Source organism: Pseudomonas sp. LY-1 (genome assembly GCF_053502595.1).
Genome location: NZ_CP094353.1, coordinates 5,253,370 through 5,270,680, shown reverse-complemented (window position 1 = coordinate 5,270,680; position 17,311 = coordinate 5,253,370). Strand labels below are relative to the sequence as shown.

Annotated in this window: 16 protein-coding genes; 12 read left to right on the top strand and 4 right to left on the bottom strand. The window is 62.8% G+C overall.

What is annotated here, in order from left to right; all coding sequences use genetic code 11:
* Positions 1-19 precede the first annotated feature (19 nt).
* Positions 20-1,486 carry a purine-cytosine permease family protein gene (locus MOQ67_RS24120; RefSeq protein WP_046489304.1) on the top strand — a complete coding sequence of 489 codons (1,467 nt, stop codon included), beginning with the start codon at positions 20-22 and terminating at the stop codon, positions 1,484-1,486.
* On the top strand, positions 1,479-2,396 hold the full coding sequence (locus tag MOQ67_RS24115; protein WP_198717497.1) for a PfkB family carbohydrate kinase: 918 nt from the start codon (positions 1,479-1,481) through the stop codon (positions 2,394-2,396). Before MOQ67_RS24120 ends, MOQ67_RS24115 begins: the two co-directional genes overlap by 8 nt.
* Before the next feature lie 69 nt (positions 2,397-2,465).
* Here the strand turns inward: MOQ67_RS24115 and MOQ67_RS24110 are convergent, their stop codons facing one another.
* Both MOQ67_RS24110 and MOQ67_RS24105 read right to left on the bottom strand, forming a co-directional pair.
* Positions 2,466-2,810 carry a hypothetical protein gene (locus tag MOQ67_RS24110; protein ID WP_046382380.1) on the bottom strand — a complete coding sequence of 115 codons (345 nt, stop codon included), beginning with the start codon at positions 2,808-2,810 and terminating at the stop codon, positions 2,466-2,468.
* 85 nt (positions 2,811-2,895) lie between these two features.
* Entirely contained in the window at positions 2,896-4,092 is a 1,197-nt protein-coding gene (locus MOQ67_RS24105) for an MFS transporter (RefSeq protein ID WP_198717498.1), read from the bottom strand.
* A 190-nt stretch (positions 4,093-4,282) separates the two neighbouring features.
* Between MOQ67_RS24105 and MOQ67_RS24100 the strand changes: the two genes are divergently transcribed.
* The 6 genes from MOQ67_RS24100 (at position 4,283) to MOQ67_RS24075 (ending at position 10,236) form a co-directional block, all read left to right on the top strand.
* The gene (locus MOQ67_RS24100) at positions 4,283-4,762 is read left to right on the top strand and encodes a GNAT family N-acetyltransferase (RefSeq protein WP_057005494.1); all 480 of its coding nucleotides are present in this window, start codon (positions 4,283-4,285) and stop codon (positions 4,760-4,762) included.
* Positions 4,763-4,916: 154 nt separating this feature from the next.
* Entirely contained in the window at positions 4,917-5,738 is an 822-nt protein-coding gene (locus tag MOQ67_RS24095) for an SDR family oxidoreductase (RefSeq protein ID WP_198717499.1), read from the top strand.
* Positions 5,739-5,776: 38 nt separating this feature from the next.
* Entirely contained in the window at positions 5,777-6,763 is a 987-nt protein-coding gene (locus tag MOQ67_RS24090) for a substrate-binding domain-containing protein (protein ID WP_046489315.1), read from the top strand.
* Positions 6,760-8,259 (top strand): L-arabinose ABC transporter ATP-binding protein AraG, encoded by a 1,500-nt coding sequence (gene araG, locus MOQ67_RS24085; RefSeq protein WP_198718809.1) that lies wholly within the window; start codon positions 6,760-6,762, stop codon positions 8,257-8,259. The genes MOQ67_RS24090 and araG overlap by 4 nt, the downstream gene beginning before the upstream one ends.
* 19 nt (positions 8,260-8,278) lie before the next feature.
* Positions 8,279-9,244, top strand: a complete 966-nt coding sequence (araH, locus tag MOQ67_RS24080) for an L-arabinose ABC transporter permease AraH (RefSeq protein WP_198718808.1) — start codon at positions 8,279-8,281, stop codon at positions 9,242-9,244.
* A gap of 188 nt (positions 9,245-9,432) precedes the next feature.
* The gene (locus MOQ67_RS24075) at positions 9,433-10,236 is read left to right on the top strand and encodes an IclR family transcriptional regulator (RefSeq protein WP_046489321.1); all 804 of its coding nucleotides are present in this window, start codon (positions 9,433-9,435) and stop codon (positions 10,234-10,236) included.
* Here the strand turns inward: MOQ67_RS24075 and MOQ67_RS24070 are convergent, their stop codons facing one another.
* On the bottom strand, positions 10,237-11,289 hold the full coding sequence (locus MOQ67_RS24070; RefSeq protein ID WP_102618467.1) for an NAD(P)-dependent alcohol dehydrogenase: 1,053 nt from the start codon (positions 11,287-11,289) through the stop codon (positions 10,237-10,239).
* 181 nt (positions 11,290-11,470) lie between these two features.
* Here MOQ67_RS24070 and MOQ67_RS24065 point away from each other — a divergent pair, with 181 nt between their 5' ends.
* A complete protein-coding gene (locus tag MOQ67_RS24065; RefSeq protein ID WP_198718807.1) occupies positions 11,471-12,364 on the top strand; it encodes an AraC family transcriptional regulator in 894 nt (297 codons plus the stop codon).
* Positions 12,365-12,544: 180 nt separating this feature from the next.
* Here MOQ67_RS24065 and MOQ67_RS24060 read toward each other — a convergent pair whose 3' ends face one another.
* Positions 12,545-14,209 (bottom strand): electron transfer flavoprotein-ubiquinone oxidoreductase, encoded by a 1,665-nt coding sequence (locus MOQ67_RS24060; protein ID WP_448675630.1) that lies wholly within the window; start codon positions 14,207-14,209, stop codon positions 12,545-12,547.
* A gap of 530 nt (positions 14,210-14,739) precedes the next feature.
* Here MOQ67_RS24060 and MOQ67_RS24055 point away from each other — a divergent pair.
* The 3 genes from MOQ67_RS24055 to MOQ67_RS24045 all read left to right on the top strand — a co-directional run bounded on the left by MOQ67_RS24055 (position 14,740) and on the right by MOQ67_RS24045 (position 17,307).
* A complete protein-coding gene (locus tag MOQ67_RS24055) occupies positions 14,740-15,489 on the top strand; it encodes an electron transfer flavoprotein subunit beta/FixA family protein (RefSeq protein WP_017848520.1) in 750 nt (249 codons plus the stop codon).
* A 2-nt stretch (positions 15,490-15,491) separates the two neighbouring features.
* Positions 15,492-16,421 (top strand): electron transfer flavoprotein subunit alpha/FixB family protein, encoded by a 930-nt coding sequence (locus MOQ67_RS24050; RefSeq protein WP_017848519.1) that lies wholly within the window; start codon positions 15,492-15,494, stop codon positions 16,419-16,421.
* A gap of 67 nt (positions 16,422-16,488) precedes the next feature.
* A complete protein-coding gene (locus tag MOQ67_RS24045; RefSeq protein WP_198718806.1) occupies positions 16,489-17,307 on the top strand; it encodes a substrate-binding periplasmic protein in 819 nt (272 codons plus the stop codon).
* Positions 17,308-17,311 lie beyond the last annotated feature (4 nt).

The window sequence follows — 17,311 nt, the reverse complement described above, 5'->3', positions numbered from 1 at the left end:
GCACCAGGAGCACCCGCACATGAGTACGTCCACTTCCGGCCCAAGCGCCGGGCGCTTGGAAACGCGCGGCATCGAACCGGTCCCCGAAGGCGAGTGCCACGGCCATCCGCTGCAACTGTTCTGGGTGTGGTTCGCCGCGAACATCAGCATCCTGGGGTTGCCGCTGGGCGCCACCCTGGTTGCGTTTCGCGGCCTGGCCATCTGGCAGGCGGTCATCGTCGCCATCCTCGGTGCCGCCGGCTCCTTCGCGGTGGTGGGCATTATCTCGATCGCCGGGCGGCGCGGGCGTGCGCCGAGCCTGACGCTGTCCCGCGCCATCTTCGGCGTGCGCGGCAATATCGGGCCGACGTTGGTGTCGCTGATGTCGCGGCTCGGTTGGGAGACCGTCAACACCACCACCGCTGCGTTCGTGCTGCTGTCGTTGTGTACGCTGCTGTTCCACACCCCGGTCGCGGCGAAAAGTGCGCCGCTGCTGACGCTGCTGTTCATCGCCATTTTCGTACTGCTGACCCTGGCCGTTTCCGGCCTGGGCCATGCGACTTTGCTGGTGATCCAGAAGTGGGCGACCTACGTGTTCGGCGCCTTGAATCTCCTGGTCGGCGGCTTCCTCTGCGCCACCATCGACTGGAGCGCAGTGTTCAACGCCACCCCGGCGCCCTTGAGCGCGATGCTCATCGGCATCGGCACCATGGCCGCCGGCACCGGGATCGGCTGGGCCAACGCCGGCGCCGACATGTCGCGCTACCAACACCGCAGCGTCACGGCCGTGCGCCTGGTGGCGTCTGCCGCGTTTGGCGCGGGCATTCCACTGGTGCTGCTGATCACCCTCGGCGGCCTGCTGTCGGTGGGCAACAACGACCTGGCGGCGGCGACCGACCCGATCGTCGCGATCCGCGACATGCTGCCCACCTGGATGGCCGTGCCGTACCTGATCACCGCGTTTGGCGGGCTGTTGCTGTCGAATAACCTGTCGGTGTATTCGGCCGGCCTCACTACCTTGACCCTCGGTTTGAAGGTCAAGCGCGTGTACGCGGTGATCGTCGATATCGTGGCGATCTTCGCCGGTTCGATCTACTTCATGCTGATCGCCGACAGTTTCTACGGCCCGTTCATCACCTTCATCTCGTTGCTGGCGGTGCCGATCACCGCATGGGTGGGGATCTTCGTGGTCGACCTGATTCACCGTCATTACTACAGCCCCGACGACCTGCTGAACGTCAGCCCAAGCAGCGCCTACTGGTATCGCGGCGGCGTGGAATGGCGCGCGTTGGGGGCGTGGGCCGTGGCGATCGGGCTGGGGTTCAGTTTCACTACCATCGGCACCACCGCCGACAACATCTGGTTCGCCGGGCCGTTGTCCGATTCCTGGCTGGGCCACAACGGCCTGGGCTGGATCGTGACTTTCGTGGTGGCCGGCGGGATATATGCGTTGCTCGGCGGCGCGGCTGACCGGCGTCCGGCATTGGTCGAGCGTGCCAATGCCTAGGTTGCTGCACACCGGCCAGGTCATCGTCGACCTGGTCATGGCCCTCGATCAATTGCCGGCGAGCGGCGGCGACGTGCTGGCGCAATCGGCCCGTTTCGAAGCCGGCGGCGGTTTTAATGTGATGGCGGCGGCGCGGCGCAACGGGCTGCCGGTGGTCTACCTGGGGCGCCACGGCAGCGGCCGTTTCGGCGACCTGGCCCGTGCGGCGATGCACGCCGAAGGCATCGACATCGCGCTGCCCGCCAGCGCCGGCAAGGACACCGGCCTGTGCGTGGCGCTGACCGAAGCCAGCAGCGAGCGCACCTTCATCTCCCATCTGGGCGCCGAGGGCGAGCTGAGCGCCGAGGACTTGGCCAACGTTGCGCCACGTGCCGATGACTACGTGTACGTGAGTGGCTACAGCCTGCTTCTCGACGGCAAGGCCCAGGCGCTGATCGACTGGCTACTGGCGCTGCCACGGGCGATTACGGTGGTGTTCGACCCGGGCCCGCTGGTCCAGGCGCCCGATTCGGCGTTGATGCGCGCGCTGCTGCCGCGTATCGATATCTGGACCAGCAACGGCCCGGAAGTCCTGGCGTTCACCGGCGCGGCGGATATGGCCGAGGCACTGATCAAGCTCAACCAGTATCTGCCCGCCGACACACTGCGGGTGGTGCGCGATGGGCCGAACGGTTGCTGGGTCGGGCGGGCGAATGCGCTTGAGCCTGTGCCCGGCTTCAAGGTGCAGGCGGTCGACAGCAATGGCGCCGGAGACGCCCACGCCGGCGTGTTCATCGCCGGTTTGGCCAATGGTTTGATACCGCTCGACGCGGCGCGCCGTGCCAATGCGGCGGCGGCCCTGGCGGTGACGCGCTGGGGGCCGGCGACTGCTCCCGGCGCCGCGGAAGTCGACGCATTCCTCGCTGGATAAGCCCCGCATAGGCGCTAGGGCTTGCCCTGACTCATAGGCTGGCGCCGACTAACCCGCTATTTCGATGCTTCACGGCGCAGGCTGTTTCGGTGCGCCAGGGATGTTCGAGTCGTCGCCCTTGTTGATACCGGGCTGATTGACCCCCGGGCCCATCTTGCCGTTACCGACGGCGGCGGGTGTCTGGCGCTGGGTGTCGTTGCCTCGGGTGCGCGGGTCGGCGCCGTTGTCGATGATCGCGCCACCATTGGTGTCGAGGCCAGTGCCCATCGAGTCCTGGGATTCCTGGGTCGCCGGGCTCGGCGGGGTGCCGACCGGATCGGTCTTGCCGGTGGACGAGGACGCGGCCAAAGCGCTCAGCGACGCAGCGGACAGCAGCGCCGTGAAGGCGAGGGCAGCACACTTGGAATGCTTCATGAGGGTGTCTCCATTAGGGTTAATGTCCTTCCCTTTATTGGTCAGCCCACATGTGGGGTTCGTGCCTGGATGCCGACGAGCGGTATCAGGACACCTGTAAGGTTTTGTGCGCCGAGAGCTGGCGCGCTATCAGGCGTGCCACGGTGATCATCCAGTTCAGTGCAGCGATGGCCAGTACGCCCATCATCAATGTCGACAAGCCGTAGTCGACGATGATCCTGCCCGCCAGCCAGGGAAACCCGAAGACGCCGACAAAATACGCCAGGCTGAACAGCAGCAACGCCTGGGACGTCGTGCCGGACGGCGCTTCGTGGGCGACCAGCCCATTGATCACCGAGTACGTCAGGCCGTAACCCACCCCCAGCGTGGCAGCCGCCAGCAGGTAGCTGAGGTTACCGCTCACACCAAAAGCAAACAGTGCAATCGAGCCGAGCATGATCCCGGACAATACACAGGCGGCCCGGTAGGCATCACGCTTGACCACGAAGCCGGCGATCAACAGACGGCTGGTGATCGCGGCGCTCAGGAACCCCGCGAAGAACAGCGAATAATCCAACCCATGCGCGGCCGCGTAGCTGGTCTGGAACGATGAAAGCCCGCCAAACACGCACCCGCCCAGGCCGACCATGAGGATGGCGAACGCCGCCCTGGACGACAGCACCCGGCGGCTGGCGGCCAGGGAAATCCTCGACGTCGGTGCATTCGCATGGTGCTTGAGTTGTGCGCCCAGTCGCCAGAACATCAGCACCCCAACGAGGCTGGCCGTCCCAGCGATATAGAAGGCGGTCGTCAGGGGCAGGTCCAGCGCACTGGTGGCTCGTCCGAGCAAGGGCCCGGAACCGATCCCGCTCAACATGCTGCCCGACAGCAGCGCAAAGTACTTGGCCCGCTGCCTGGGCTCGACCAGCAAGGTCACGATGATCGGGCCCAGCGTGTAGAACACGCCCCAACCCAAGCCGAGGGCCAGCCCGAACAGCATCAAGCCTTGGCCAAACCCCGGCGTCAGGGCAAAACCGAGGCAGGCCACCACCAGCAACACGCCCATTCCCGCAATCGCCCGTGCCGCGCCCAATGCATCGGCCAAATGCCCGGAGAGCACTACCGCGACGAAGGTACTGAGCATCGCCGTGGAAATCACACTGCCGGCGTCATGCTCATTCCCACCGCGCGAGTGAATCAGCAACGACAGCAGAAACGTCGAGCCGTAGGACAAGGACAACAGGAAGCTGGCCAGGCAAAACAGGGCGAATAGTTTTCCGCCCACCGGAGGTGTGGAGTTCATGAGCACGCCTTGGAATCATTGGAGTTATGGCCACGTTCTACCATGCGTGTCAGGGCGAATTGTTCTGTGGTTGCTGGTGCTTGCTTTAGCCCGCAACGGAGTAAGGTGGCCTGGCGATCCCGAAATTGCACTGCAATCTGTCATCAAACCGTCTTAGTATGTGGCCTTTGAATTTGCCCAAGGCGCGCCCATGACCATCGAGATTCGCCCCGCCGTGCCCAGCGATGCTGCGCAGATCCTGACTTTCATCACCGAGTTGGCCGAGTTTGAAAAAGCCCGTCATGAAGTGATCGCCAGTGTGGCGGATATCGAGCGCAGCCTGTTCAGCGAAGGCGCCACCGCCCATGGGCTGATCTGCCTGCGCGACGGTTTGCCCATCGGCTTCGCGGTGTTCTTTTTCAGCTATTCCACCTGGCTGGGCAGCAACTGCCTGTACCTCGAAGACCTCTACATCAACCCCGAGCAACGCGGCGGCGGGGCCGGCAAGAAGTTGCTGCGCCACCTGGCGAAGATCGCCTGCGACAACGGTTGCGGGCGGTTCGAATGGAGCGTGCTGGATTGGAACGAACCGGCGATTGCCTTCTACAAATCCATCGGCGCCCAGCCCCAGGAAGAGTGGGTGCGCTACCGCATGGAGGGCGATGCGCTGCGGGATTTCGCCCAAGGCTGATCAAGTACCCGGTGAAAACCGGCGTCCCGACGCCGGTTTTTTTATATGCATTCTCACTATATGGGATGTAAATTTATATATTGAGATATTTAAAGGTCTGGGTTTATAGTCGGCTGCATCAGCACTCACTACCAAAAATAAAACAGGTGAAGCGATGCAGGCACAACCTCTGTCACTCCCCGCCGTGCCCGAACCGACTTATGGCGAGCGGCTCAAGCACAAGGTGGTGATCGTCACCGGCGCGGCCCAAGGCATTGGCGAGGCGATCGTGGCCTGCTTCCAGGCGCAGCAGGCACGTTTGGTGATCGCCGATATCCAGGGCGAAAAGGTCGAGCAAGTCGCCGCCCATTGGCGCGAACGCGGCGCCGAGATCTACGCGCAACCGGTCGACATCACGTCCCAGGCGCAATGGCAGGCGCTGGTCAACCTGGCCATCGAGCGCTTCGGCCGTGTCGATGTGCTGGTCAACTGCGCCGGGGTCAACGTGTTCCGCGACCCGTTGCAGATGACCGACGAAGACTGGCGGCGCTGCTTCGCCATCGACCTCGACGGCGCCTGGTATGGCTGCCGCACGGTGTTGCCGCACATGATCGAGCAGGGCATCGGCAACATCATCAACATCGCCTCGACCCATTCCAGCCACATCATTCCCGGCTGTTTTCCCTACCCCGTCGCCAAACACGGCCTGCTCGGCCTGACCCGCGCCCTCGGCATCGAATACGCGCCCAAGGGCATCCGCGTAAATGCCATCGCCCCGGGTTATATCGAAACCCAACTCAACGTCGACTACTGGAACACTTTCCCCGACCCCCACGCCGAGCGCCAGCGCGCGTTCGACCTGCACCCGCCCACGCGCATCGGCCAGCCTGTGGAGGTGGCGATGAGCGCGCTGTTTCTGGCCACCGATGAGGCGCCCTTTATCAACGCCACCTGCTTGATGATCGATGGCGGACGGTCGGTGATGTACCACGACTAGAACTTGTCACTCTCCAATAACAACAAGAGGTGCCGTTCATGAAAAAAACACTCCGCGTACTCGCCGCCGCCATTGCGTTAAGCGGCTTCAGCAGTCTGGCCGTTGCCGAACCCGTAAAAATCGGCTTCCTGGTCAAACAAGCCGAAGAACCCTGGTTCCAGACCGAATGGGCCTTCGCCGAAAAAGCCGGCAAGGAACATGGTTTCACTGTGATCAAGATCGCCGTGCCCGACGGCGAGAAGACCCTCTCGGCCATCGACAGCCTGGCCGCCAACGGCGCCAAGGGTTTTGTGATCTGCCCGCCGGACGTGTCCCTCGGCCCGGCCATTGTCGCCAAGGCCAAGGTCAACGGCTTGAAAGTCATGGCCGTGGATGATCGCTTCGTCGACGCCAAGGGCAATTTCATGGAAGACGTGCCGTACCTGGGCATGGCCGCGTTCGAAGTCGGTCAGAAGCAAGGCGCGGCGATGGCCGCCGAGGCGAAGAAACGCGGTTGGGACTGGAAGGATACCTACGCGGTGATCAACACCTTCAACGAGCTCGACACCGGTAAAAAACGCACCGACGGTTCGATCAAATCCCTCGAAGAGGCCGGCATTCCTAAAGACCATATCCTCACCGCCGCGCTCAAGACCCTCGATGTGCCCGGCAGCATGGACGCCACCAACTCGGCGCTGGTCAAGCTGCCCAGCGGCGCGAAGAACCTGATCATCGGCGGCATGAACGACAACACCGTGCTCGGCGGCGTGCGCGCCACCGAAAGCGCCGGCTTCAAAGCCGCCAACGTGATCGGCATCGGCATCAACGGCACCGACGCCATCGGCGAGTTGAAGAAAGCCAACAGCGGTTTCTTCGGTTCGATGCTGCCCAGCCCGCACATCGAGGGCTACAACACCGCGCTGATGATGTACGAGTGGGTCACCACCGGTAAGGAACCGCCGAAGTACACCGCGATGGACGAAGTGACGCTGATCACCCGCGCCAACTTCCAGGAAGAACTGACCAAGATCGGGCTGTGGAAATGACCGCAGCGGCACTGCGCTTTGACGGCATCGGCAAAACCTTCCCCGGGGTCAAGGCGCTGGACAACATCAGTTTCACTGCCCACCCGGGGCAGGTACACGCGTTGATGGGCGAGAACGGCGCGGGCAAGTCGACGCTGCTGAAGATCCTCGGCGGCGCCTACATCCCGAGCAGCGGCAGCGTGCAGATCGGCGCGCAGACCATGGCCTTCAAATGCGCGGCCGACAGCATTGCCAGCGGCGTCGCGGTGATCCACCAGGAGCTGCATCTGGTGCCGGAAATGAGCGTCGCCGAGAACCTGTTCCTCGGGCATTTGCCGGCGCGTTTCGGCGTGGTCAACCGCAGCCAGCTGCGCCAGCGGGCGCTGGCGTGCCTCAAGGGCCTGGCCGATGAAATCGACCCGCAGGAAAAGCTCGGGCGCCTGTCCCTGGGCCAGCGCCAACTGGTGGAAATCGCCAAGGCGCTGTCGCGTGGCGCGCATGTGATTGCCTTCGATGAGCCCACCAGCAGCCTGTCGGCCCGCGAGATCGACCGGCTGATGGCGATCATCACGCGCCTGCGCGACGAGGGCAAAGTGGTGCTGTACGTGTCCCATCGCATGGAAGAAGTGTTCCGCATTTGCGACGCGGTCACGGTGTTCAAGGACGGCCGCTACGTGCGTACCTTCGACGACATGCGTGCGCTGAGTCACGACCAGTTGGTCACCTGCATGGTCGGTCGCGATATCCAGGACATTTACGACTATCGGCCGCGCGAGCACGGCGAGGTGGCGCTCAAGGTCGACGGTTTGCTCGGCCCGGGCTTGCGCGAACCGGTCAGCTTTGAGGTGCGCAAGGGCGAGATCCTCGGCCTGTTCGGCTTGGTCGGCGCCGGGCGCACCGAGCTGTTTCGCCTGCTCAGCGGCTTGCAGCGTGCCACGGCGGGGCAGTTGGAACTGTGCGGGCAAGCGCTGCAATTGCGCTCGCCGCGCGACGCCATCGCCGCCGGCGTACTGCTGTGCCCGGAGGACCGCAAGAAGGAGGGCATCATCCCGCTGGCCAGTGTGGCCGAGAACATCAACATCAGCGCACGCGGCGCCCATTCCCGGTTCGGCTGGCTGCTGCGCGAGGGCTGGGAGCAGGGTAACGCCGAGCAGCAAATCCGCGGGATGAAGGTCAAGACGCCGAGCGCCGCGCAGAAAATCATGTACCTGTCCGGCGGCAATCAGCAGAAGGCCATTCTCGGCCGCTGGCTGTCGATGCCGATGAAGGTGCTGCTGCTGGACGAGCCGACGCGGGGCATCGACATCGGCGCCAAGTCGGAGATCTACCAGATCATCCATGACCTGGCGGCCAGCGGTATCGCGGTGATTGTGGTGTCCAGCGACTTGATGGAGGTGATGGGGGTTTCCGATCGCATTCTGGTGCTGAGCGAAGGCGCCCTGACCGGTGAATTGAGCCGCGATCACGCGGACGAAGCGCGGCTGCTGCAACTGGCACTCCCGCGGTCGCGGGTTTGAAGCATTCGAGGGCACAGGTATGTCTCAAGTAAAAACTGCAAAAAGCTTCTGGCCGGGTTTCAACCAGCGCAAGTTTCTCGATGACTGGGTGATGCTGCTCGCCGCGTTGGGCATCTTTGTGCTCAGCGCGTTGTTTATCGACAACTTCCTCTCGCCGCTGAACATGCGCGGGCTGGGCCTGGCGATTTCCACCGTGGGCATCGCCGCCTGCACCATGCTGTTCTGCCTGGCGTCGGGGCACTTCGACTTGTCGGTGGGTTCGGTGATCGCCTGCGCCGGGGTGGTGGCCGCGATTGTGATGCGCGACACCGACAGCGTCATGCTGGGCATCGGCGCGGCGCTGCTGATGGGCCTGATTGTCGGGCTGATCAACGGCATCGTCATCGCCAAGCTGCGGGTCAATGCGCTGATCACCACCTTGGCGACCATGCAGATCGTGCGCGGCCTGGCCTATATCTTTGCCGACGGCAAGGCGGTGGGGGTGTCCCAGGATCAGTTCTTCGTGTTCGGCAACGGCCAGTTATTGGGCGTGCCGGTGCCGATCCTGATCACCATCGTCTGCTTTGTGTTCTTCGGCTGGCTGCTCAATTACACCACCTACGGGCGCAACACCATGGCCATCGGCGGCAACCCGGAAGCGGCGCTGTTGGCCGGGGTCAACGTGGACCGCACGAAGATCCTGATCTTTGCCGTGCATGGCCTGATCGGTGCGTTGGCCGGGGTGATCCTCGCGTCACGCATGACCTCGGGCCAACCGATGATCGGCCAGGGCTTCGAGCTGACGGTGATTTCCGCCTGCGTGCTGGGCGGGGTATCGCTCAGCGGTGGCATCGGCATGATCCGCCATGTGATCGCTGGGGTGCTGATCCTGGCGATCATCGAGAATGCGATGAACCTGAAGAACATCGACACCTTCTACCAGTACGTGATCCGCGGCTCGATCCTGCTGCTGGCGGTGGTGATCGATCGCATGAAACAACGCTGAATTCATGCCATGTGAAGATCTAAGTGTGGGAGGGGGCTTGCCCCCGATGGCGGTCTATCAGTAACAGATGTGCAGACTGGCACACCGCTATCGAGGGCAAGCCCCCTCCCACATTTGGATCTCAACTGTATTGAGGTTCGGTATTTGCCATAATGCCGCTCGTTTTCGTACCACCACATAGGCCCGATATGCAGGAAACCGCCCACACCCCCGTCAAAGACGCCGCCCCCACTGGCACCCAGACCTTGCTGCGTGGCTTGGGCGTGGTGCAGGCGGTGGCGGCCGGTGCGCGGGATCTGAAAGAGATCGCCCGGCGCATCGGCACCACCCGCAGCACCACGCACCGCCTGGCCAGTTGCCTGGTGGAGGAGCGCTACCTGCGCGTGGTGCCGCAAGTCGGTTACCTGCTGGGGCCGAAGCTGATCGAGCTGGGGTTTCAGGCGCGCGAAGAGTTGCCGTTGGTGACCCTGGCGGTGCCGTACCTGGACGAGTTGTCGGCGCTGACCGGTGACACCATCCACCTGGCGATTCGCGAAGACGACGACGTGCTCTACCTGCACAAGAACCCCGGGCGCAACGGTCCGGAAATGCGCTCGCGGGTCGGCCATCGCATGCCGCTGGCGCGGACCGGCATCGGCAAGGCGCTGCTGTTGGATGACAGTGTCGAAGAGTGGCAGCGCCTGTACGAAGTCAGCCAGCCGGCGGCAGGGAAACACCTGCAGTGGCCGCAACACCCCGAGCAATCCTGGGCGCAGTTCGAGCAGCGCATGCATGAGTATGTGCTGGGCGGGTATGCGTTCGACCTGGAAGACAACGAACCGTCGATCCGCTGCGTGGCGGCACCGGTGCGCGATGCCAGCCGGCGAATCGTCGCCGGCATCAGCATCGCCAGTACCGTGCCCTACATGCCGCTGGAGAAAATGGCCGAGCTGATTCCTGTGATCAAACAGGTTGCGGCGCGGCTGTCTGCGGAGTTGGGCGCGAAGGCCTGATCAGGCCTTCAAGGTCGCCATGTCGATGACAAAGCGGTACTTCACATCGCCGGCGATCATGCGCGTGAACGCCTCGTTGATCTGACGAATGTCGAGCATTTCGATGTCGCAGGTGATGCCATGCTCGGCGCAGAAATCCAGGACTTCCTGGGTTTCGGCGATGCCGCCGATCAGCGAACCGGCGAGCATTTTACGCCCCAGCACCAGCTTGGCGGCGTTGACGGGCGGGTCCACCGGCTCGATCAGGCCAACGAGGATATGCACGCCGTCAAAGCGCAGCACATCGAGGTAGGGGTTCAGGTCGTGCTGCACCGGGATGGTGTCCAGCAGGAAGTCGAAGTGTCCGGCGGCGGCGTGCATTTGCGCGGCGTCGGTGGACACGATCACATGATCCGCGCCCTGGCGGCGGCCTTCCTCGGCCTTGCTCGCGGAGCGGGTGAACAGCGTGACTTCGGCGCCCATCGCCTTGGCGAACTTGATGCCCATATGGCCCAGGCCGCCCATGCCGAGAATCCCGACTTTATCGCCGGCCTTCACACCGTAGTGCTTGAGTGGCGAGTAGGTGGTGATGCCGGCGCAGAGGAGCGGTGCGGCGCTGGCCAGGTCGAGCTTGGCCGGGATCTTCACCACAAAGTGTTCGCTGACCACGATGCTGTCGGAGTAGCCGCCCATGGTGTTGCTGCCGTCCACACGGTCCGGGGTGGCGTAGGTCATGGTCGGGCCTTCGAGGCAGTATTGCTCCAGGTCCGCTTGGCAGGCGTCGCAATGGCGGCACGAGTCGACCATGCAGCCGACGCCGACCAGGTCACCGACCTTATGCGCGGTGACGCTGGCGCCGACGGCGGTGACTTTGCCGACAATCTCGTGGCCCGGCATCAGTGGATACACGGCGATGCCCCATTCGTTGCGGGCCTGGTGGATGTCAGAGTGGCAGACGCCGCAGTACAGAATTTCGATCGCCACGTCATCGGCGCGCGGGCTGCGGCGTTCAAACGACATGGGGGCGAGGGGAGTGGTGGCCGACTGGGCGGCATAACCGATAGCGGTGTACATGAGTGAACCTCGCAGAAGCAGTGACAAGTGAGGTGGGCCATTTTCCGCGCCGACCCCGGAGGCGGCCATGGCGATTGCTCCGAGTCTCATGCCTATTCGTCCGGGAGTACGCCTGGTTTGGATGCACGGCGCGCCAGACCTGCGATGATGCTCTCATCCCTTATTCGCGAAGTTTTTTGCCATGTTGTTGACCCGCCATCTCGACGCCAACGCCACCCTGGTTTCCTTGATCGAGCGGCTGACGCCCTGCGACGGTTTCTCCCCGACCCACCTGCCGGGCGTGCAGGTGCTGCGCGCCAGTTGCGACGTCGCGCGCGGGCCGCAGATCTATGAGCCGAGCCTGATGTTCGTCGCCCAGGGCAGCAAAGTCGCGTACCTGGGCCCGCGTACCCTGGAGTACGGCGCGGGGCACTACCTGATCCAGGCGATGCCGGTGCCGTTCGAGTGCGAGACGTTCGCCCTGGCGCCCGCCGCACCGCTGCTGGGGGTGACGGTGGGCATTGACCGGGTGGTGCTGGGCGAATTGGTGATGGCCATGGGCATGCAGGCCGGGCCGCCGCCGACGGCGCAGACCTTGGAGTCGATGAGTTCGGTGGTGCTGGATGACGCCATGCGCGGTTGCGTCGAGCGCCTGTTGCAATGCCTGCACGATCCGTTGGAAAGCCGGATCATGGGCCCGGCGCGTGTGCGCGAATTACTCTTCACCGCCTTGCGCGGGCCCCAGGCCGATGTGTTGCGGGCGTTGGTGGAACAGCAGGGGCAGTTCTCGCGGATCGCCACCTCGTTGAATCACCTGCATGCTCATTACGCCGAGCCGCTGAATATCGAGACGTTGGCAGGTTACGCGCACATGAGTGCGTCGACCTTTCATGAACACTTCAAGCGCTGCACCTTGTTGTCGCCGGTGCAGTATCTGAAGCGTTTGCGTTTGCTCAAGGCGCAGCAGTTGTTGCTGGTGGAAGGCATGGGCGTGGCACAGGCGGCGCATCGGGTGGGGTATCAGAGTACGTCGCAGTTCAGCCGCGAATATAAGCGCTATTTCGAACGCAACCCGGGCGAAGAGCGCGCTGCCTGATTCTCCCTGGCTCAACGGGATTAAAAATGTGGGAGGGGGCTTGCCCCCGATGACGGTGGGTCAGCCATCGATGTGCTGACTGTTCCACCGCTATCGGGGGCAAGCCCCCTCCCACATTGAGTTGATGCCAGCCACAAAAAAGGCTCCCGATCTGGGAGCCTCCTGGGTCATGCAACCCTTTTACATATTCGGGTAAGTCGGCCCACCTGCGCCTTCCGGCGTGACCCAGGTGATGTTCTGCGAAGGGTCCTTGATGTCACAGGTCTTGCAGTGTACGCAGTTCTGGGCGTTGATCTGGAAGCGCTTCTCGCCGTCTTCCTTGGTCACCACTTCATACACACCGGCCGGGCAGTAGCGCTGCGCCGGTTCATCGTAGAGCGGCAGGTTGGTGCCGATCGGGATGCTCGGGTCTTTGAGTTTCAAGTGGCACGGCTGTTCTTCTTCGTGGTTGGTGCCGGAGATGAACACCGAGCTCAGTTTGTCGAAGCTCAGCTTGCCGTCGGGCTTGGGGTAGTCGATCTTCTGGCAGTCCTTGGCCAGCTTGAGGCAGGCGTAGTCCGGCTTGGTGTCGTGCAGGGTGAACGGCATCTTGCCGCCGAGGATGTTCTGGTCGAACCAGTTGAAGCCGGCACCGATGATCGGGCCGAACTTGTGCATCGCCGGGCCGAAGTTACGGGTGGCGAACAGTTCTTCGTAGAGCCAGCTGGCTTTGAACGCGTTGACGTAGTTGGTCAGCTCGTCGCCGCCTTCGGCGTCGGCCAACAGGCGCTCGGCCACGGCGTCGGCGGCGAGCATGCCGGACTTCATCGCGGTGTGGCTGCCTTTGATCTTGGCCACGTTCATGGTGCCCAGGTCACAGCCGATCAATGCGCCGCCCTTGAACACCATCTTCGGCAACGAGTTGATGCCGCCCTTGGCCAGCGCGCGCGCGCCGTAGCTGACGCGCTTGCCACCTTCCAGATACTGGGCCAGCACCGGGTGGTGCTTGAGGCGCTGGAACTCATCGAACGGCGACAGGAAAGTGTTGCTGTAGGACAGGTCGACGATCAGGCCGACCACCACCTGGTTGTTTTCCAGGTGATAGAGGAACGAGCCACCGGTGTTCTCGTTGCTCATGATGTCCAGCGGCCAACCGGCGGTGTGGACCACCAGGCCGGGTTGATGCTTGGCCGGGTCGATTTCCCAGATTTCCTTCAGGCCGATGCCGTAGTGCTGGGCGTCGGCGTCGCTGTCCAGCTTGAAGCGCTGGATCAGTTGCTTGCCGATATGGCCACGGCAGCCTTCGGCGAACAGCGTGTACTTGCCGCGCAGTTCCATGCCGGGGGTGTAGACGCCTTCCTTCGGCTTGCCTTCGCGGTCGACGCCGAGGTCGCCGGTGATGATCCCGCGCACCACGCCGTTTTCGTCGAACAGCGCTTCCTGCGCGGCGAAGCCTGGGTAGACTTCCACGCCGAGGTTCTCGGCCTGCTGGGCCAGCCAGCGGCACAGGTTGCCCAGGGAGATAATGTAGTTGCCTTCGTTGTGCATGGTCTTGGGCACAAAGAAGTCAGGCACCTTGGTCGAGGTGTCGGCGCTGCGCAGCACATAGATGTCATCGCGCACCACCGGGGTGTTGAGCGGAGCGCCGAGTTCTTTCCAGTCCGGGAACAGTTCGTTCAGGGCGCGTGGTTCGAACACGGCACCGGAAAGGATATGTGCGCCGACCTCGGAGCCTTTCTCGACCACGCAGACGCTGATTTCCTTACCGGCTTCGGCGGCCTTCTGCTTCAGTCGGCAGGCGGCAGACAGGCCCGCCGGGCCAGCGCCGACGATGACCACGTCGAATTCCATGTATTCGCGTTCCACAGGCTATCTCCTACTCAGGCTCACAGGCTTTTTTTCTAATGGGTGGAGGTTGGGTGTCGTAAGCGTCATCGCTGCGTTCACTGGGCAGGCGGATGACCACCTTTCTCTCTAGGTGGCGCATTATATCTACACCACTCTCAGCGTCCAATACAAACGTTTGTTTGAATTGCTTGGAAGCTAGGTAAATCAAAGCAACGGGGCTTATGACTGGCCATTTTGCCGTATTGACCAGAATAGGCGTTCCGGTCAAGATACGGTCGGTTTTGCGCTCGCCGTAGGCTGACTGTAGGTTTCAAGAGCACCTTTAAAGACAGGCGAAGGCGAAAAAGAGTGACGCGTGCCCAATGCTGGCGCGCAGTTTACACGTCGCGATCATGAATGACCTCCCAGTCACCACTGACGAACGGTCATCACTCTCCATCGCTGCGTCACTTGCCGAAGGTTTTGAAGGTGCCCTTGTGTGCCGATGAGCATCAACCGCCAGGTTCGCCTAGGCGACTTTCTTTTCACCGGAGAGTAACGAGGAATCCATGAAGGTTCTTGTAGCTGTCAAACGCGTTGTCGATTACAACGTGAAAGTTCGCGTCAAGGCGGACAATTCCGGCGTCGACCTCGCTAACGTCAAGATGTCGATGAACCCTTTCTGCGAAATCGCCGTGGAAGAAGCCGTGCGCCTGAAAGAGAAAGGCGTGGCGACTGAAATCGTCGTGGTTACCATCGGCCCGACCACTGCTCAAGAGCAGCTGCGTACCGCTCTGGCCCTGGGCGCCGATCGCGCCATCCTGGTCGAGTCCGCTGAAGAACTGACCTCCCTGGCCGTGGCCAAGTTGCTCAAAGCCGTTGTCGACAAGGAACAGCCATCGCTGGTGATCCTCGGCAAACAGGCCATCGACAGCGACAACAACCAGACTGGCCAGATGCTGGCTGCACTGACCGGTTACGGCCAGGGCACCTTCGCCTCGAAAGTCGAAGTGAGCGGCGACAGCGTTGCCGTGACCCGCGAAATCGACGGCGGCGCGCAGACGGTTTCGTTGAAACTGCCGGCCATCGTCACCACCGACCTGCGTTTGAACGAGCCGCGCTACGCGTCTCTGCCAAACATCATGAAAGCCAAGAAGAAGCCTCTGGAAGTGCTGACTCCGGATGCTTTGGGCGTTTCCACCGCCTCTACCAACAAGACCGTCAAAGTCGAAGCGCCGGCTGCACGCAGCGCGGGCATCAAGGTCAAGTCGGTGGCTGAACTGGTCGAGAAACTGAAAAACGAAGCGAAGGTAATCTAATCATGACTATCTTGGTAATCGCTGAACACGACAACAAGGTACTGGCTCCGGCCACCCTGAACACCGTGGCCGCCGCGGCGAAAATCGGTGGTGACATCCACGTGCTGGTTGCAGGCCAGGGCGCTGGCGCCGTGGCTGAAGCCGCGGCGAAAGTCGCTGGCGTGAGCAAAGTACTGCTGGCCGACAACGCCGCTTACGCTCACCAACTGCCGGAAAACGTCGCGCCTCTGGTCGCCGAGCTGGGTGCTGGCTACAGCCACATCCTGGCCGCTGCCACCTCCAACGGCAAAAACATCCTGCCGCGGGTTGCCGCGCAACTGGACGTTGACCAGATCTCCGAGATCATCTCGGTCGAAAGCGCCGACACCTTCAAGCGTCCGATCTACGCCGGCAACGCCATTGCCACCGTGCAATCGACCGCCGCGGTCAAGGTCATCACCGTGCGCGCCACCGGTTTCGACCCGGTTGCCGCCGAAGGCGGTTCGGCCGCCGTTGAAGCCGTCTCCGCGGCCCACGACGCGGGTATTTCCAGCTTCGTCGGCGAAGAGCTGGCCAAGTCGGATCGTCCTGAGCTGACCGCTGCCAAGATCGTCGTTTCCGGCGGGCGTGGCATGCAGAACGGCGACAACTTCAAGCACCTGTACGCCCTGGCCGACAAGCTGGGCGCTGCCGTCGGCGCTTCCCGCGCTGCGGTCGACGCAGGTTTCGTGCCCAACGACATGCAGGTCGGCCAGACCGGCAAGATCGTTGCGCCACAGCTGTACATCGCCGTCGGTATCTCCGGCGCGATCCAGCATTTGGCCGGCATGAAAGACTCCAAGGTGATCGTAGCGATCAACAAGGACGAAGAAGCACCGATCTTCCAGGTGGCTGATTACGGCCTGGTGGCGGACTTGTTCGAAGCCGTACCTGAATTGGAGAAGCTGGTCTAATCCAGTCGCTTCACTTATAAAGAGCCCGGTCTTTTGACCGGGCTTTTTATTATCGGAGCACCTCGCCATGGAATTGCGCCCCTGGGCCACACTGCTGGGTTTCACACTGTTGCTGCCGACCCTGTCGCTGGCGGCCGGCAAATGCGAGCGCCTGGTGGCTACCGGCAGCCCGGACGCTCCGCCTTTGCTCTGGCGCGATCCCCAGGACCCCACGCACTTGATCGGCGCCACCGCCGACATGTTGCAGCAAGTGGCCCAGGACCTCGGGCTGAAAATCGACCTGCTCTATGGCGGCAAGCGTTCCCAGGCCTTGGATGAAGTGCGCAGCGGGCGCATGGATCTGCTGGCAGATGCGCCGTTGAATATCGGCGAGCTGGAAACCCTCGACTACCTCCACCCGGCGCTGGTGCAGATCGACTATCTGGTCTGGACCCGCAAGGATTCGGCGCTGGCCTATGCCACGGCCGCCGACCTGCACGGCCATCAGGGCGCGGTGTCGGAACGGGCGCGGTTGAGCCACGACTTTGAAACCTTCGCCGCCCAGCAATTGACCCTGCAACGCCTGCCCACCTTGACTCCAGCGTTTCAGAAACTGCTGCTGGGGGAAGTGGACTACGTACTCGCCGGGCGTTACTCCGGCATGGCCATGGCCGAGACCCTGGGCATGAGCAATGACCTGTTCGCCCGCGACGTGCCCGTCGATCAGCCTGGCCTGTACCTGGCGATTTCCCACAACTCTGCGTGCAATGACCCCTGGCTGCGCGGACAGCTGGCGAAAAAGATGACAGAATTGTCCGGGGCTGGTGTGGCGCAAGCTGCGCTGCAGCGCAATCTGGAGCGCTGGAAAGCGCAATTGCAACAACCCGTCGGCACCCCAACAAAGTAGGGAT

Bases quoted from the DNA above. Each gene is read 5' to 3' on its own strand.
- MOQ67_RS24120 (WP_046489304.1), top strand. From the start codon at position 20: ATGAGTACGTCCACTTCCGGCCCAAGCGCCGGGCGCTTGGAAACGCGC.
- MOQ67_RS24115 (WP_198717497.1), top strand. From the start codon at position 1,479: ATGCCTAGGTTGCTGCACACCGGCCAGGTCATCGTCGACCTGGTCATG.
- MOQ67_RS24110 (WP_046382380.1), bottom strand. From the start codon at position 2,810: ATGAAGCATTCCAAGTGTGCTGCCCTCGCCTTCACGGCGCTGCTGTCC.
- MOQ67_RS24105 (WP_198717498.1), bottom strand. From the start codon at position 4,092: ATGAACTCCACACCTCCGGTGGGCGGAAAACTATTCGCCCTGTTTTGC.
- MOQ67_RS24100 (WP_057005494.1), top strand. From the start codon at position 4,283: ATGACCATCGAGATTCGCCCCGCCGTGCCCAGCGATGCTGCGCAGATC.
- MOQ67_RS24095 (WP_198717499.1), top strand. From the start codon at position 4,917: ATGCAGGCACAACCTCTGTCACTCCCCGCCGTGCCCGAACCGACTTAT.
- MOQ67_RS24090 (WP_046489315.1), top strand. From the start codon at position 5,777: ATGAAAAAAACACTCCGCGTACTCGCCGCCGCCATTGCGTTAAGCGGC.
- araG (WP_198718809.1), top strand. From the start codon at position 6,760: ATGACCGCAGCGGCACTGCGCTTTGACGGCATCGGCAAAACCTTCCCC.
- araH (WP_198718808.1), top strand. From the start codon at position 8,279: ATGTCTCAAGTAAAAACTGCAAAAAGCTTCTGGCCGGGTTTCAACCAG.
- MOQ67_RS24075 (WP_046489321.1), top strand. From the start codon at position 9,433: ATGCAGGAAACCGCCCACACCCCCGTCAAAGACGCCGCCCCCACTGGC.
- MOQ67_RS24070 (WP_102618467.1), bottom strand. From the start codon at position 11,289: ATGTACACCGCTATCGGTTATGCCGCCCAGTCGGCCACCACTCCCCTC.
- MOQ67_RS24065 (WP_198718807.1), top strand. From the start codon at position 11,471: ATGTTGTTGACCCGCCATCTCGACGCCAACGCCACCCTGGTTTCCTTG.
- MOQ67_RS24055 (WP_017848520.1), top strand. From the start codon at position 14,740: ATGAAGGTTCTTGTAGCTGTCAAACGCGTTGTCGATTACAACGTGAAA.
- MOQ67_RS24050 (WP_017848519.1), top strand. From the start codon at position 15,492: ATGACTATCTTGGTAATCGCTGAACACGACAACAAGGTACTGGCTCCG.
- MOQ67_RS24045 (WP_198718806.1), top strand. From the start codon at position 16,489: ATGGAATTGCGCCCCTGGGCCACACTGCTGGGTTTCACACTGTTGCTG.